Genomic DNA, 15,388 nt, shown 5'->3' with positions numbered 1-15,388 from the left:
GACAAGCAGAGTTTGCTACCCTGTCGCCGTGGATAGCGAACAGAAAACCGGATTGATCCTGACGGGGGGAGGAGCGCGCGCCGCCTACCAGGCCGGGGTCCTGCATGCGATCTCGCGCATCCTGCAGGATGCCGGGCGGCCGGCCGCGTATTCGCCGTTCGACATCATCTGCGGCACTTCGGCCGGCGCCCTGAACGCGACCGCGCTGGCCTGCCGCGCCGACAACTTCGCCGGCGGCGTGCGCGGCCTGCTGGCGGTGTGGGAAAACGTGGTCACGCACGCCGTCTACCGCGCCGATTCGCTGGCCGTGCTGCGCTCCGGCGCGCGCTGGCTGTCGCTGCTGTCGTTCGGCTGGCTGCTGCGCAAATGGCATGCCGCGCCGCCCCGTTCGCTGCTCGACAACACGCCGCTGGCCGGCCTGCTGCACCGCGCGCTCGACCTGCCGCGCCTGGACGCCAACCTGGAGAGCGGCCGCCTGCACGCGCTGGCCATCACCGCGTCCTCGTACAGCAGCGGCCACCACCTGACCTTCTACCAGAGCGCGGCCCGCGTCGAACCCTGGGTGCGCCACCAGCGCATGGCGCTGCCCACCCAGATCGGGGTCGAGCACCTGCTGGCCTCGAGCGCCATCCCCTTCGTGTTCCCGGCCGTGCCGCTGTACCTGGCCGGCCATCGCGAATTCTGCGGCGACGGCTCGATGCGCCAGGCGGCGCCGATCGCGCCCGCCATCCACCTGGGCGCCACCCGGGTGCTGGTGGTCGGCGCCGGCCGCATGGGCGAGCCGGCTTCGCTCGAGCCGGCCCAGGCAGGTTATCCGAGCCTGGCGCAGGTGGCCGGCCATGCGCTGTCCTCGATCTTCCTCGACAGCCTGGCGGCCGACGTCGAGCGCCTGCAGCGGGTGAACCATACGCTGGCGCGCATTCCCCTCGAGGTGCGCGCCACCATGCCGCTACGCCAGGTGGACCTGCTCACCATCGCCCCCTCCGAGCCGCTGGACGACATCGCCGCCCGCCACACGGCCAGCCTGCCGGCGCCGGTGCGCACGCTGCTCGGGGCGCTGGGCGCGCTCGAGACGCGCGGCGCGGCGCTGGCGTCCTACCTGCTGTTCGAGGCCAGCTATACGCGCGAACTGATCCGGTTGGGCGAACACGACACCCTGGCGCGGCGCGCCGACGTGCTGGAATTCTTCGCCCCATGAACATGCTGCGCCTCTTCCTGTCGCTGCTGGTGCTGGTCCTGGCGCTGCCGCAGGCGTTGCCCCTGCACGCGGCCGCGCCCGAGCCGACCCTGCGCTTCGAGCACCTGTCGGTGCAACAGGGCCTGCCGCAGGAATCGATCCTGGCGATGGTCCAGGACCGCGACGGCTTCATGTGGTTCGGCACCCAGTCCGGCCTGGCGCGCTATGACGGCTACCGTTTCGTGAACTACCGCAGCGAGATCGGCAATCCGCGCAGCCTGGCCAGCAACTGGGTGCGGGTGCTGCACCTGGACCGGCATGGCCGCATGTGGCTGGGCACCGACGGCGGCCTGAATCGCTACGACCCCGCCACCCGCAGCTTCACCCTGTACGTCCCGCACGAGCCGGCGCGGCGCGGCACCGGCAACCGCCAGATCCGGGCCATGGTCGGCGACGGCGGCGATGGCCTGTGGATCGGCACCGCCGACGGCCTGCAGCACTTCGATACCGAGACCGGCAGGTTCACGGTCTGGCACCACGTGCCGAATGACGTGCGGACCCTGCGCGACGACGGCATCCAGGCGCTGGCGCTGGACGCCGACGGCCGGCTGTGGATCGGGACCGCGGCCGGACTCGACAGCCTGGCCCCGGACCGCAAGACCGTCGAACACCATCCGACGCACCTGGATTCGCGCGCGCGGCCGGTGCATGCGCTGCTGGTCGACAGCGAGCAGCGCCTGTGGATCGGCCGTTTTGGCGGGCTGGAACGGCGCGCGCTGCGCGGGCTGGATGCGGGCAGCGTGCGCGGCTTCGGGCCGGGGGAGGGCATCGGCGCGGCCTGGATCACCACCCTGTACCAGGATGCCGACGGCACGGTGTGGGCCGGCAAGCACGAGGACGGGCTGCTGCGCTGGCGCGCCGACCGCGAGCGCTTCGACGCCTTCCGCAATGTCGTCACCGACCGCCACAGCCTGGTGGACAACTACGTCTCGGCCCTGTACCGCGACCGGGTCGGCACCTTCTGGGCCGGCACCTGGTATGGCGGGGTGTCGCGCGTGGACCTGGGCAGCGGCGGCTTCGCGCGCCTGAACGCGCGGCCCGGCGCGAGCGACTCGCTGGCCGACAACAAGGTGCGCGCGCTGCTGCAGGACGGCGAGCGGCTATGGGTGGGCTCGGCCACCGCCTTGCACCTTTACGATCCCTCGAGCGGCAAGGCCGAGGTATTCCGCCACCGGAAGGACGACCCCAACAGCCTGGTCGACGTGCCGGCGGCCGCCATCGTGCGCGACCATGCCGGCCTGCTGTGGATCGGCAGCCGCTCCGGCATCACTTCTTTCGATCCGCAGGCGCGCCGCTTCCGGCGCATGACGCTGCCGGGCGACGCCGACGCCAACAATGTGCGCGCGATGCTGGTCGACCGCGAAGGCGGCATCTGGATCACGACCCGCGGCGGCATGCACCGGCTCGACCCGCGAACGCATGACGTGATCAGCTACCGCCACGACCCGGCCAGGTTCACCAGCCTGTCGGACGACATCGCGCGGCCGATGCTGGAAGACCGCCACGGCCGCTTCTGGGTCGGCACCTTCGCCGGCCTCGACCTGCTGGACCGCGCCAGCGGCCGCTTCCGCCACTTCCGCCACGATCCCTATGACCCCAACAGCATCAGCCACGACGAGGTACACCACCTGATGGAAGACAGCCGCGGCGACATCTGGATCGGCACCGCCGTTGGCCTGAATCGCATGGTGACCGGCCCCGACGGCGCGCTGGCCTTCACCCGCTACACCACGCGCGACGGCCTGGTGGACGATGCGGTGGCGGCGATCGTGGAAGACCAGGATGGCCGCATCTGGGCCAGCACCGCGAGCGGCATCTCGAGCTTCGACCCGGCCAGCGGCAGGTGGCGCAGCTACACGGCGGCCGACGGCATCACCGAGGGCGCCTTCTTCGACGCCGCGGTCCTCAGGACGAGCGACGGCACCCTGTACTTCGGCGGCTTCAACGGCATCACCGCCTTCGATCCGCGCGCGATCCGCGACAACCGCATCGCGCCGCGTCCCGTGATCACCGGGCTGCAGGTCTATAACCGGCCGCTGGACCAGGTGTTCCCCGGCCTGCTGCCGGGACCGATCGAGAACGCCAGCGCCGTGACCCTGCCGGCCGACGCCGCCGTGATCACGCTCGAATTCGCGGCGCTGCACTTTGCCGCGCCCGAGCGCAACAAGTTCGCCTACCGCCTGGACGGCTTCGACCAGGGCTGGGTGAATGCCGGCGCCGAGCAGCGCTTCGCCACCTATACCAACCTCGATCCCGGCACCTACGTGTTCCGGGTGCGCGCCGCCAACAAGGACGAGGTTTGGAGCGAGGACGTGGCGGCGCTGGCGCTGACCATCGAGCCGCCGCCGTGGGGCACGCCCTGGGCCAGGATCGGCATGATCCTGGCGGCCTGCGGCGCGGTTTATGTCGGCCTGCGCATGCGCTTTGCCGGCCTGCGGCGCCAGAAAGAGCGGCTGGAGCGCCAGGTCAGTGCGCGCACCGAGCAGGTGGAGCAGCAGAACCGCATGCTCGAACTCCAGACCCAGGAATTGCGCGAGCAGGAGCGGCGCGGACGCCACCAGAGCAACGAGCTGGCGCGCGCCTACCGCGCGCTGCAGGAGAACGAGGAATTCCTGCGCCAGGCGAAGGAGCGCGCCGAGGACGCGACGCGCCAGAAATCGGAATTCCTGGCCAATATGAGCCACGAGATGCGCACCCCGCTGGCCGGCGTGATCGGCATGCTCGGCTTCGCGCTGCGCGACCTGGCGCTCAAGGACAATACGCGCGAACAGATCCTGCGCGGCCAGGCCAATGCCGAGGCGCTGCTGGCGATCATCAACGACCTGCTCGACTTCTCGAAGATCGAGGCCGGCAAGCTGACCGTCGAGCGGATCGACTTCGACCTGCACGCCAATATGCGCAACGTGGCCAGCCTGTTCCAGCAGCAGGCGGCCGGCCACAGCCTGGAGTTCAGGGTGGACGTGGCCGACGACGTGCCGCGCTACCTGGTGGGCGACCCGACCCGCGTGCGCCAGGTGCTGGTCAACCTGATCGGCAATGCCTTCAAGTTCACCAAATCGGGCAGCGTGACGGTGCAGGTGGAATGCCGGCCTGACGACCAGGACCGGCCGCCAGGCATGCACATGATCCGCTTCACGGTGCGCGACACCGGCATCGGCATCCCGGCCGCGGCGCTGCCGCGCCTGTTCCAGAAGTTCGAGCAGGCCGACAGCACCACCACGCGCCGCTACGGCGGCACCGGCCTGGGACTGGCGATCTGCCGCCAGCTGGTGGAGCTGATGGGCGGCACGATCGGCGTCAACAGCGAGGAAAGCAAGGGCAGCGTGTTCAGCGTGCTGCTGCCGCTGCCGGACGGCGTTGAGCCGGCCCACGCCGAGCAGGCGCCGCGCGCGCCGCACAGCCACCGCCTCAGGGTGTTGTGCGCCGAGGACTTCCCGACCAACCAGATCATCGCGCGCCTGATGGTCGAGGAGATGGGGCACGAGATCGACATCGTCGACAACGGCGTGGAAGCGGTCGCCGCCTGCGCCCGCAAGCGCTACGACCTGGTGCTGATGGATGGCCGCATGCCCGAGATGGACGGCGCCAGCGCCACCCGCCTGATCCGCGCCGGCGGCTCGCTGGACACGCCGGTACTCGACCAGCACGTGATGATCGTGGCGCTGACCGCGAACGCCAGCGACGAGGACCGTTCGCGCTACCTGGCCTGCGGCATGGATGCCTTCCTGACCAAGCCGATCGACGAGGCGACGCTGCACATGCAACTGGCGCGCGCGATCGAGCGCCAGCTGCAGCGCGGCCTGGCGCTCGAGCCCATGCCGGCGCCGGAGTCGGCCGACCAGCGCGCCGCCGACAGCCGCGCCCAGGCCATGGCGGCGCTAGACGCGATGTTCGAGGTGACCTTCGACGAGTCCGAGCCGCCGGCAGCGCCGACCCCGGCCCCAGCGGCCAACGGCGAACCGCTGGCCGCGCGCCTGCGCGCCGCCTTCGGCGCCGACCTGCCGCGCCGGCGCCGCGAGCTGGCGGCCGCGGTCGCGTCAAACGACCTGGATGCGGCCGGCCGCATCCTGCACGGCCTGCGCGGCAGCGCCGGCCACCTGGCCGAACCGGAACTCGCGGCCCTGTGCGGCGAGCTGGAAGCGGCGGCCGACGACGGCGACCATGCGCGCCTGCATGACGGCCTGCCGCGCCTGCATGCGCTGCTGGACGCCTTCCAGTCACACTGATGCTGTAACGGCTGCTTATATAATGCAGGTTTGAACGATCTGGCGGAGAGTTGATGAAGGTGCTGGTAGTGGACGACGACATCGTGGCGCGCATGATGCTGATGCATCTGGTCGACAGCTGCGGCAGCCATGCGATCCTGGAAGCGGAGGACGGCGCCGACGCCTGGCGCCAGCTGGAAGCCGGCCTGCGGCCCGGCATCGTATTCTGCGACCTGCGCATGCCGCACCTGTCCGGCCTGGAGCTGCTGCAGCGGGTGCGCGCCGACGCGCGCATGGCGACGCTGCCCTTCGTGCTGGTCTCGGCCGCCTCCGACGCCGTCACCCAGGGCGAGGCGGCGGCGCTGGGCGCCAGCGGCTACATCGTCAAGCCGTTCCGCCAGGACGACGTGCGCGCCCAGTTCGAGCGCCTGTTCCCGGCTGCTCCCGCGGCCGAGGAGACGCCGGACGAGGCCCCGCACGAAGTGGCGCGCCGGCTCGGCATCGACCATGCGCGCCTGCGGCTCTACCTGGACGGCCTGGCGCGCCAGCTGCAGGTGGCGATGCGCGAGCCGCCGGCGAACGACGAAGGCGCGCAGGCGCGCCTGAACCGCCTGCGCGAAGGCTGCAAGACGCTCGGCCTGTACGCCGCCGCCACGGCGCTGGCGCGCGTGGCCGAGGCGCGCAGTCCGGAGCCCGACCAGGTGCTGGCGGCACTGGGCGTCGCCAGCGCGGCGGTCGCGCGCCAGGCCGAACGCGCGGCATGCGGCTGAGCGCAAGGAGAGGCCGCGAATCCGCTTGCCGCTGGGTTGCTTTAGATTTAAAGTATCCCTGGATCGCCGCTTGAGGAATCATCGGGTCGTCGCCTCGTTTCACCCGCTTGTCCACGCCTTGATCAACGCTCGGGACCATTCATGAACGACGCCACCTTCGCTCCGCTGTCGCCATCCGGCCACGCCGACGGCTTCGCCCGCGCCAACCTGCCGCCGGCGCACGCCTGGCCGCAATTCCTGTTCGACCTGCCCGAACTGCATTACCCGCCACGTCTGAACTGCGTCGCCGAACTGCTCGACGGCGCCGTCGCGCGCGGCTGGGGTGGACGCACGGCGCTGATCGGCGCGCGCGAGCGGCTGACCTATGCCGAACTGCTGGCGCGGGTCGACCGCATCGCCCACGTGCTGCGCCACGACCTGGGCCTGGTCACCGGCAACCGGGTGCTGGTGCGCGGCGCCAACTGCTTGACGATGGCGGCCTGCATCCTGGGCGTGATCAAGGCCGGCTACATCGCGGTGCCCACCATGCCGCTGCTGCGCGCACGCGAACTCGGCGCCATCGCCGACAAGGCGCAGGTCAACGCTGTGCTGTGCGCCGGCGCCCTGGTTGGCGAGATCGAGACGCTCGGCTTGAGCGTGCCGGTGCTGGTGTTCGACGACCCTGCGCCAAATGTGTCGAACCTGCCGAACGCGCTGGAGCCGCGCATGGCGCGCCACGACGCGCCGTTCGCCGCCGCCGACACGGCGCTGGACGACGTCTGCCTGATCGGCTTCACGTCCGGCACCACGGGCATCCCGAAAGGGACCATGCACTTCCACCGCGACCTGCTGGCGATCTGCGACTGCTTCCCGCGCTCGATCCTGCGTTCGCGGGCGGATGACGTGTTCATTGGCACGCCGCCGCTGGCGTTTACGTTCGGGCTGGGCGGCCTGCTGCTGTTTCCGCTGCGGGTGGGCGCTTGCGGGGTGCTGATCGAGAAGCTCACGCCCGACACGCTGCTCGCCGCGATCGCCGAACACCGCGCCACCGTGTGCTTCACGGCGCCGACCTTCTACCGGCAGATGGCGGCGCAGGCCGGCCAGGCCGACCTGTCGAGCCTGCGCGCCAGCGTGTCGGCCGGCGAGGCCTTGCCGGTGGCGACGCGCGAAGCCTGGCAGGCGGCGACCGGGCTGGCCATGATCGACGGGATCGGCGCGACCGAACTGCTGCACATCTTCATCTCGAGCGCGGGCGACGACATCCGTCCCGGAGCCACCGGCAAGCCGGTGCCGGGCTACCAGGCCTGCATCGTCGATGGCCTGGGCCGGCGCCTGGGACCGGGCGTGATCGGGCGGCTGGCCGTGAAGGGCCCGACCGGCTGCCGCTACCTGGCCGACGAGCGCCAGCGCGACTATGTGCAGGATGGCTGGAACCTGACCGGCGACGCCTACGAGATGGACGAAGACGGCTATTTCTATTACCGCTCGCGGCTGGACGACATGATCATCTCGTCCGGCTACAACATCGCCGGCGCCGAAGTCGAAGAAGCGCTGCTGCACCATCCGGCGGTGGCCGAATGCGGGGTGGTGGGGCGGGCCGACCCGGTGCGTGGGCAGGTGGTCGAGGCGCACGTGGTGCTGCGCGCGGGCCATGTCGGGACCGACGACCTGGCGCACCAGTTGCAGGAGTTCGTGAAGCGCCAGATCGCGCCGTATAAATACCCGCGCGCGATTCTGTTTACGGAACAGCTGCCGCGGACCGAAACCGGTAAACTGCAACGGTTTAAATTACGCACGAAAGCGGTTTGAGGGGCATATGGATGACGACAGGCGCACACGGGCCGGCGACGACGACGCGGCCGACCTGGACCTGGAAAGCCGCCTGACGGACGAACACCACCAGTCGCTGCGGCTGTGGCTGCGCATGCTGTCGTGCACGACGCGCATCGAGAACGAGATCCGCAGCCGCCTGCGCACCACCTTCGGCATTACCCTGCCGCGCTTCGACCTGATGGCGCAACTGGAGCGGCATCCGGAAGGTTTGCGCATGGGCGAGCTGTCGAAGCGCATGATGGTGACCGGGGGGAATATCACCGGGATCACCGACCAGCTCGAGCGCGAGGAACTGGTCGTGCGGGTGCAGGATGCGCGCGACCGGCGGGCGTCGGCGGTCAAGCTGACCGAGGCGGGCAGGGTGGCGTTTGCCGAGATGGCGGCGGTGCACGAGCGCTGGATCGAGGAGATGCTGGCGGATATACCTGGAGAGGACAAGGCGGGCATGGTGGCGTTGTTGTCGACCATGAAGCGCAAGCTGCGGGTCGATGATGCGACGTGAAAGGCGCGGGCGACGTCACAGCGTTGCCCGCGCAGAAGGTCGAACATTTTCACCGAGCGTACAACCATGGCGGCGTTAAGGCCGAATGGATAGTACGGGGTCCTGCTATCGAGAGCACATGCCTGCGCATATGCTTTCTTCCTGCCCCGAGTCGTCTTGCTGACCGTGCTCGTATCTGACAGGCGTGACTTTCCCGCCTCCCGCCGATAACAGAACGGCGGCAGTGCCCAGCGTTGCCGCTGGACTCGCCACGGGTAGCGCAGATCGCGTCGTGAAGACGCAGGGTGCGAGCCTGATGGCTGACTACGTGATTATGACATCGGAAAATCGGCGCAGTTCCGCGCCTGCTGGCAGAATCGGCGTGACGTGCTGAAGAGGGTGGTCCCCCCGACTGGAATCGAACCAGTATCCCACGCTTAGGAGCGGAACTCTGGTCGGGGTCTCGGTGTCTGAAACTACGTAAGCAGGTAAGACGCAGTGCTATTGAATTGCTCTTCCATTCCGCGAAAACCAAGCGGAAGAACGAGAGTGTAAGAATGCGGTCGTCGAATCAGCTCCTTGCCAACTTACATATGAAAGACGGCTCGCAACCAGCGTCCTCGCGACGCATGCTGCGCTACCCGTGGCGAGTCTGACGGCAACGTCAGGCACTACTTCCGGCGTTTTGCCGATGGTAGGCGGGAAAGTCACGCCTGTCAGATACGAGCACGGTCAATAGGACGGTTCGGGGCAGGAAGAAAACGCTGAGCACATTTGTTCACGTTTTTGATAGCAGGCATGTGCACTATCCATTGTGCTACGGAGAGGAGGCAAGTGTTGCCAAGACGGCGGAGCCTCGCAAGACGCGCTTGCAAAGGAGATGCTGGCGGATATACCCGGCGAGGACAAGGCGGGCATGGTCGCTTTGTTGTCGACCATGAAGCACACGCTGCGGGTGGAGGATGGCGGCGCGTCCTGACGCCGCCAGGGTCATTGCAGCGGCCAGAACCAGATTTCCTCGGATGCGAAGAAGCAGCTGCGGGCGCATTGCGGGAATCCATACGGGCCGGGTGAGATCAAGTCGATGTGGCCGCCCGGGCCGCCGCCGATGCGAAAGAAGGAAATCACGCCGCTGCGGTTGGCAATGCCGTCGCGCGCATCCTGCTCGCTGGCATAGATGTCGGGCTCGCCCCATAGCCCCCTGAGCATGCGCGAAAGATTTGCCTGGCGCGGTTCGATACGCTTGTTCTTGAGGTCGCCCAATTTCGCCTTCATCGCGCCGCGCACGGGCACGCCGGCGCCTGCGAGTCCGACGCTCATCCGGATGGCGCAGGTATCGTTGAAGCCGGGATGCTGGATGACGTCGGCCCAGCCTATCCGGCGGTACAGGTTTTCCTTGCTCTCGTGCCTGGGATAATGCTGGTTCAGCACGGCGAAAAGCGGTTTCATCGCTTGCCGCCGTTGCGGCAAGGGTAGGTGCGACCCAGTTGCTCCAGCAATAGCTGCGAAGCGTTTTTCTTGCGCTCGGTGGCCGGAAGCTGTGCGAGCTTGCTGGCCATCTCGTATGCCAGGTCCGGCGTCTTGAGCTGGCTCACGTCGCACCAGACCCGACCCTCGGCGCCGTCGCGCAGGCCGTCGAGGTAGCTGTAGGCTTTCTCGCGGTCCAGGTAGGCCTGGCCGGAAGGCGACGGGTGGCTCATCATCTCGATGAAGCGGTTGCCATCCATGGTTGGAGAGTAGGGCGCGGCCAGCGCCGTGAGCGGCAACATCAAACCGAGACAGGTCTGCCTGCGCATGGGATCCTCCTGGTGGTAGTGGAAGGATCGTGGCAGAGTTGTATCCAGGCTATTGGATAAATATCAATCGGCCAGCACGGGTCGTCGATGTTGCGGTGATCGACATTAAGGAGTCGGGTGCGACAAGCTGACATTTGCACCTTGGCACTGACACAAGGCGCCTGCGGCTGGTACAATTCGCCCGGAGTGTCGCCATCGTACAATGGATAGTACAAGCCCCTCCTAAGGGTTAGATGCAGGTTCGATTCCTGCTGGCGATACCATTTCCCCTTCCTGCAGCTGTTGCGCTCCCCCTGAATATCCGAGAATTGACGCCGCCGGCCCGTGCAGTCGGTACAATGTGCGCCTTACTCAATCAACTCACGCTTTTGCCCGCGCCGGCGACCAGTTCCCGCACCGGGCCGCACACCGAATATGGCAGTCATCTCCCTCACTTCCGCGCAACTGGCCTTCGGCCACGTCCCGCTGCTCGACCACGCCGATTTTTCGCTGGAAACCGGCGAGCGCGTCGGCCTCATCGGCCGTAACGGCACCGGCAAATCCTCGCTCCTGAAGATTATCTCGGGCCGCTCGAAACTCGACGACGGCCTGCTCGTCATGCAGCAGGGCCTGAGCATCGCCTACGTGGAGCAGGAACCGGTATTCGACCCGGAGATGTCGGTGTTCGAGGTGGTCGCACTGGGCATGGGCGACCAGCAGGCGATGCTGACGGAATATGAAGAGCTCACCGGCAAGTTCGGCCAGGGCGACGACGACGCCCTGATGGAGCGCATGCACGTGCTGCAGACCAAACTCGACGCCACCGATGGCTGGAACCTGGCGAACAAGGTCGAGACCACGCTGGGCCGCCTGAACCTGGCGGGCGATGCGAAGATGGGCACCTTGTCCGGCGGCATGCAGAAGCGCGTGGCGCTGGCCGTGGCCCTGGTGTCGGCGCCCGACGTGCTGCTGCTCGACGAACCGACCAACCACCTGGACTTTACTTCGATCAAGTGGCTGGAGAGCTTGCTGCGCGACTTCCGCGGCTCGATCCTGTTCATCACCCACGATCGCAGCTTCCTGGACAATGTCTCCACCCGCATCATCGAACTCGACCGCGGCATCCTGCTGTCGTTCCCTGGCAATTTCACGACCTACCAGGAGCGCAAGCGCGAACTGCTGGCCAATGAAGAAGTCGAGAACGCCAAGTTCGATAAATTTTTGGCGCAAGAAGAAGTGTGGATCCGCAAGGGCGTGCAGGCGCGCCGTACCCGCGACGAAGGCCGCGTGCGCCGCCTGGAAGCGCTGCGCCTGCAGCGCGCCGCGCGCCGCGACCAGCAGGGCCAGATCAAGCTCGACGTCGCCACCGGCGAGCGCTCCGGCAAGATCGTGGCTGACCTCGAAGGCGTGTCGAAGCGCTACGGCGACAAGGTCATCGTCGAGCATTTCACCGGCACCATCATGCGCGGCGACAAGGTCGGCCTGATCGGCCCGAACGGCGCCGGCAAGACCACCCTGCTCAAGATCATCCTGGGCGAGGAAACCGCCGACAGCGGCGCCGTGCGTCTCGGCACCAAGCTGAACGTGGCATATTTCGACCAGATGCGCACCCAGCTCAACGAAGAGGCGAGCCTGGCCGACACCATCGCGCCGGGCAGCGACTGGGTCGAGATCAATGGCCAGCGCAAGCACGTCATGACTTACCTGAACGACTTCCTGTTCTCGCCGGAGCGGGCGCGTTCGCCGGTCAAGTCGCTCTCTGGCGGCGAACGCAACCGCCTGCTGCTGGCGCGCCTGTTCGCCAAGCCGGCCAACTGCCTGGTGCTGGACGAACCGACCAACGACCTCGACATCGATACCCTCGAGCTGCTGGAAGAACTGCTCGAGGAATACACCGGCACCGTCTTCCTCGTCAGCCACGACCGTACCTTCCTGGACAATGTCGTGACCCAGGTCATCGTGGCCGAAGGCGGCGGCAAGTGGCGCGAGTATGTGGGCGGTTATACTGACTGGGAGCGCGTCAGGGCCGCGGCCCCGGTGGTCCAGGCGCCGGTCGCGGCGAAGGCGAGCCCGGCCAAGACCGAAGAGGCGGCGCCTGCAAGCCCGGCAGCGGCCAAGAAGGTCAAGCTGAGCTACAAGGAACAGCGCGAGCTGGAAGAACTGCCGCAACTGATCGCCACCCTCGAGGACGAGCAATCGGCCATCACCCAGCAACTGAACGCGCCGGACTTCTACAAGACGAATCCGGCCGACGCCAAGCGCATCAATGCGCGCTTTGCCGAGATCGAGGACCTGCTGCTCGACGCGCTGGACCGCTGGGAGCGCATCGAGGCGCGGGCCCGGGGCGAATAAAGCTGTTACGACGCAGCCGCGCCGGAGAGGCATATCGATGAGCGAATACCGGGATCCACATCGTTCTCCGCCGGCTGCGGCTGTCGAACCCTTCCTCAGCCGCGCCGCCTGGGCGCGGATCCTGCCGTTCGGCGCCTATATATTCTTCATCATCGTCGGCGACCTGCTCGAGCGGGCAGGTATCGGCCGCGCCGAGCTGCGCTGGCTGTATCCGGTCCAGGTCGGCGCCGTGCTGGCGCTGCTGGCCGCCTTCTGGCGCGATTACGAGGAATTGCACCGGTTCTCGCTGTCGCTGCGGCAGGTGCTCGTCGCCATCGTCGCCGGTATCGTGGTGCTGGTCCTGTGGGTCAACCTGGTCGCGCCCTGGATGACGATCGGCAGCTCGCCTGGCTACGATCCGCGCACGAACGGCGAGATCGACTGGCTGCTGGTGGCGATCCGCATCGCCGGCGCTGCGCTGATCGTGCCCGTGATGGAAGAATTGTTCTGGCGCTCGTTCTTGATGCGCTGGGTCGAACGGTCCGATTTCATGTCGGTTGATCCGGCTCGCATCGGCTTCAAGGCTTTCGTGATTCCATGCGTGTTGTTCGGGTTCGAACACACGCTTTGGCTGGCCGGCATTGCGGCAGGCGTGGCCTACGGCTTGCTGTATATGCGGCACCGCAAGCTGTGGTCGCCCATACTGGCCCACGCTATCACGAATGGATTGCTGGGAATCTGGGTGGTGCATACCGGAGGCTGGCAGTTCTGGTAATTCCTTCGGCGCAGTGTCACCGGGATCACTTAGAACATGCCTTACCACCCTGCATCGCATCGGCATAGCACCCTGCTTGCGCTGGCGACCCTGTTGTGTTCGTTCCCGGCACTGGCCGCACAGAAAGACGCGCAGCAAGAGGGCGTGCGCCTGCTCGGCGCCATCGGCTGGACCCATGACGACAATCTGTTGCGGGTGGCCGACGACGAGCCGCCGTTCGAAGGCCGGCGCAGCGATACCTATCGCACGCTCGAGGCCGGCGTGGTCGTCAACGAGACGATCGGCCGCCAGCGCCTCGCGGCCACGGCCAGGCTGTCGAAGGTCGCGTTCGACCACTTCGACCAGCTCGACTACGATGGCCGCGACCTGCAGGCGAGCTGGCTGTGGGAAGTCGGCAGCAGGTTCGAGGGCCGCGCCGAAACGCTGTACATCGAGACGCTGGCGCCGTACACCGACTTCGACAGCGACGAACGGAACCTGCGCCAGCAGCGCCGCCAGGTAGTCGATGCCAGCTGGAAGATGCATCCGAGCTGGAAGCTGCGGGTCGGTGCGGCGCGCGACAAATACACGTACGAGTTGCTGGCCCAGCGCTACAACAACCGCACCGAAAAGGCAGTCGAGGCCGAACTCCTGTACCGGCCCAGGAGCGGCAGTTCGGTCGGCCTCGTCGCGCGTCGCATCAAGGGCACGTATCCCTACCGGCGCCCCTCCGCCAGCGGCGTGCTCACCGACGATTTCACGCAACACGAACTCAAGGCGCGAATCGACTGGCTGGCCAGCGGAACCACCACGGTACAGGCGCTGGCCGGCTATGCGCGGCGCGAGCAGCCCTCGTATGGCGAGGGCAGCACCAGCGGCATCAATGGCCGTATCACGGCCATCGTCAAGCCGGCGGGCAAGATCAGCTACAGCGCAGCCCTGTGGCGCGAGTTCGCGCCGATCGAAAGCCCGAGCGTCAGCTATACCCTCAACAAGGGCGCCAGCCTGCAAGCCACCTGGCTCGCTTCCGACAAGATCAGGGTCGATGCCAGCGCCGCCTACGAGAAGCGCGACTACACGGCGCGCACCGTGTTCGCCGGCTCGGACGACCTGACCGACGCGATCCGCAGCGCCAGCCTGCGCGCGCTGTGGCAGGTCCGGTCCAGGGTGCAGGTGGTGGCCGGCTATGCCTACCAGGCACGCGCCGGCTCGCCGGTACTCGGCACCGGCAAGTTCGACGCCAATATGGTGCAGCTGAGCGCCAATCTGCTGTTCTGACCGAGGCTCGTCCGGCGCATGACGGTCAACGACATCCCCATCATCTCGTTCTTCCAGCGCGTGCTCGATCCGCTGATCGTGATGGGCAGCCTGTACCTGGCAACCCTGGCCTTCGGCGAACCGTTCTCTGGCTATTGCCTGGTGCTCATGATCCTCGCCTTCTTCATCGCATCGGCCGTCTACCAGCATATCGATCCCTACCGCACCTGGCGCAGCGGCCGCATGCTGGCCTATGCCCGCGATACGGTGTTCGGCTGGTGCCTGACGCTCGCGGTGCTGTACTTCCTGGGCACGGCCAGCGGCATGATCCATTACTACGATGACCGGGTACTGCTGGCCTGGGCGATCGCCACGCCGCTGACGATCCTGGCCAGCCATATCGCGGTGCGACTCGCCACCGGTAGCGGCAAGCACAGCCGCCGGCACGGCTGCGAGCTGCGCTCGATCGTCGTGGTCGGCGCCAACGATGCCGGCATCAAGTTCGCCGGCGTGTGCGAGCGCCATCCGAACCTGTTCATGCAGGTGCGGGGTTTCTTCGACGACCGCGCCGACGGACGCCAGCCGGCCGGCCTGGCATACCCGATGCTCGGCACGATGACTGAAGTCGCGGCGTATGTGCGCCGGCACAATATCAAGATGATTTTCATCAGCCAGCCGGTCTCGGCCCAGCCACGCATCCGGCGCCTGGTCGACGAACTGAAGGACACCACCGCCTCGGTCTATTTCTTGCCGGATGTTTATGTGT

Annotated in this window: 10 protein-coding genes, 1 tRNA gene and 1 pseudogene; 10 read left to right on the top strand and 2 right to left on the bottom strand. The window is 67.4% G+C overall.

Annotated elements, in window-relative coordinates:
- Positions 1–52 precede the first annotated feature (52 nt).
- From Q9246_RS13845 to Q9246_RS13825, 5 genes are all read left to right on the top strand, one after another.
- Entirely contained in the window at positions 53–1,198 is a 1,146-nt protein-coding gene (locus tag Q9246_RS13845) for a patatin-like phospholipase family protein (RefSeq protein WP_306391154.1), read from the top strand.
- Entirely contained in the window at positions 1,195–5,463 is a 4,269-nt protein-coding gene (locus Q9246_RS13840; RefSeq protein ID WP_306391153.1) for a hybrid sensor histidine kinase/response regulator, read from the top strand. The genes Q9246_RS13845 and Q9246_RS13840 overlap by 4 nt, the downstream gene beginning before the upstream one ends.
- 53 nt (positions 5,464–5,516) lie before the next feature.
- A complete protein-coding gene (locus Q9246_RS13835) occupies positions 5,517–6,212 on the top strand; it encodes a response regulator (protein WP_306391152.1) in 696 nt (231 codons plus the stop codon).
- Between the two features lie 141 nt (positions 6,213–6,353).
- Entirely contained in the window at positions 6,354–8,000 is a 1,647-nt protein-coding gene (locus tag Q9246_RS13830; protein WP_306391151.1) for an AMP-binding protein, read from the top strand.
- 7 nt (positions 8,001–8,007) lie between these two features.
- Positions 8,008–8,526, top strand: a complete 519-nt coding sequence (locus Q9246_RS13825; protein WP_306391150.1) for a MarR family winged helix-turn-helix transcriptional regulator — start codon at positions 8,008–8,010, stop codon at positions 8,524–8,526.
- A 969-nt stretch (positions 8,527–9,495) separates the two neighbouring features.
- Here Q9246_RS13825 and Q9246_RS13820 read toward each other — a convergent pair.
- Both Q9246_RS13820 and Q9246_RS13815 read right to left on the bottom strand, forming a co-directional pair.
- A complete protein-coding gene (locus tag Q9246_RS13820) occupies positions 9,496–9,954 on the bottom strand; it encodes a T6SS effector amidase Tae4 family protein (RefSeq protein WP_306391149.1) in 459 nt (152 codons plus the stop codon).
- Positions 9,951–10,301, bottom strand: coding sequence for a Rap1a/Tai family immunity protein (locus Q9246_RS13815; RefSeq protein ID WP_306391148.1), 351 nt, complete (start codon positions 10,299–10,301; stop codon positions 9,951–9,953). Before Q9246_RS13815 ends, Q9246_RS13820 begins: the two co-directional genes overlap by 4 nt.
- A 188-nt stretch (positions 10,302–10,489) precedes the next feature.
- On the opposite strand from Q9246_RS13815, the gene Q9246_RS13810 reads away from it, so the two are divergent.
- The 5 genes and pseudogenes from Q9246_RS13810 to Q9246_RS13790 all read left to right on the top strand — a co-directional run.
- Positions 10,490–10,564: transfer RNA gene (locus tag Q9246_RS13810), tRNA-Arg, on the top strand.
- 151 nt (positions 10,565–10,715) lie between these two features.
- A complete protein-coding gene (locus Q9246_RS13805; RefSeq protein ID WP_306391147.1) occupies positions 10,716–12,632 on the top strand; it encodes an ATP-binding cassette domain-containing protein in 1,917 nt (638 codons plus the stop codon).
- Positions 12,633–12,669: 37 nt separating this feature from the next.
- A complete protein-coding gene (locus tag Q9246_RS13800; RefSeq protein ID WP_306391146.1) occupies positions 12,670–13,386 on the top strand; it encodes a CAAX prenyl protease-related protein in 717 nt (238 codons plus the stop codon).
- A gap of 36 nt (positions 13,387–13,422) precedes the next feature.
- Entirely contained in the window at positions 13,423–14,643 is a 1,221-nt protein-coding gene (gene epsL / locus Q9246_RS13795; protein ID WP_306391145.1) for an XrtB/PEP-CTERM-associated polysaccharide biosynthesis outer membrane protein EpsL, read from the top strand.
- Positions 14,644–14,661: 18 nt separating this feature from the next.
- A pseudogene (locus tag Q9246_RS13790) lies at positions 14,662–15,363 on the top strand (undecaprenyl-phosphate glucose phosphotransferase); the annotation flags it as partial.
- Between the last annotated feature and the right edge of the window lie 25 nt (positions 15,364–15,388).

Source organism: Telluria beijingensis, from assembly GCF_030770395.1.
In the GTDB taxonomy this organism is placed as follows: Bacteria; Pseudomonadota; Gammaproteobacteria; order Burkholderiales; family Burkholderiaceae_D; genus Telluria; species Telluria beijingensis.
The sequence above is the reverse complement of the archived record's forward strand: the minus strand, read 5'-3'. Positions and strand labels throughout refer to the sequence as shown.

Excerpts from the sequence above, each read along its gene's own strand:
- Q9246_RS13840 (WP_306391153.1), top strand. The coding sequence starts at position 1,195 with ATGAACATGCTGCGCCTCTTCCTGTCGCTGCTGGTGCTGGTCCTGGCG.
- Q9246_RS13835 (WP_306391152.1), top strand. The coding sequence starts at position 5,517 with ATGAAGGTGCTGGTAGTGGACGACGACATCGTGGCGCGCATGATGCTG.
- Q9246_RS13830 (WP_306391151.1), top strand. The coding sequence starts at position 6,354 with ATGAACGACGCCACCTTCGCTCCGCTGTCGCCATCCGGCCACGCCGAC.
- Q9246_RS13825 (WP_306391150.1), top strand. The coding sequence starts at position 8,008 with ATGGATGACGACAGGCGCACACGGGCCGGCGACGACGACGCGGCCGAC.
- Q9246_RS13820 (WP_306391149.1), bottom strand. The coding sequence starts at position 9,954 with ATGAAACCGCTTTTCGCCGTGCTGAACCAGCATTATCCCAGGCACGAG.
- Q9246_RS13815 (WP_306391148.1), bottom strand. The coding sequence starts at position 10,301 with ATGCGCAGGCAGACCTGTCTCGGTTTGATGTTGCCGCTCACGGCGCTG.
- Q9246_RS13805 (WP_306391147.1), top strand. The coding sequence starts at position 10,716 with ATGGCAGTCATCTCCCTCACTTCCGCGCAACTGGCCTTCGGCCACGTC.
- Q9246_RS13800 (WP_306391146.1), top strand. The coding sequence starts at position 12,670 with ATGAGCGAATACCGGGATCCACATCGTTCTCCGCCGGCTGCGGCTGTC.
- epsL (WP_306391145.1), top strand. The coding sequence starts at position 13,423 with ATGCCTTACCACCCTGCATCGCATCGGCATAGCACCCTGCTTGCGCTG.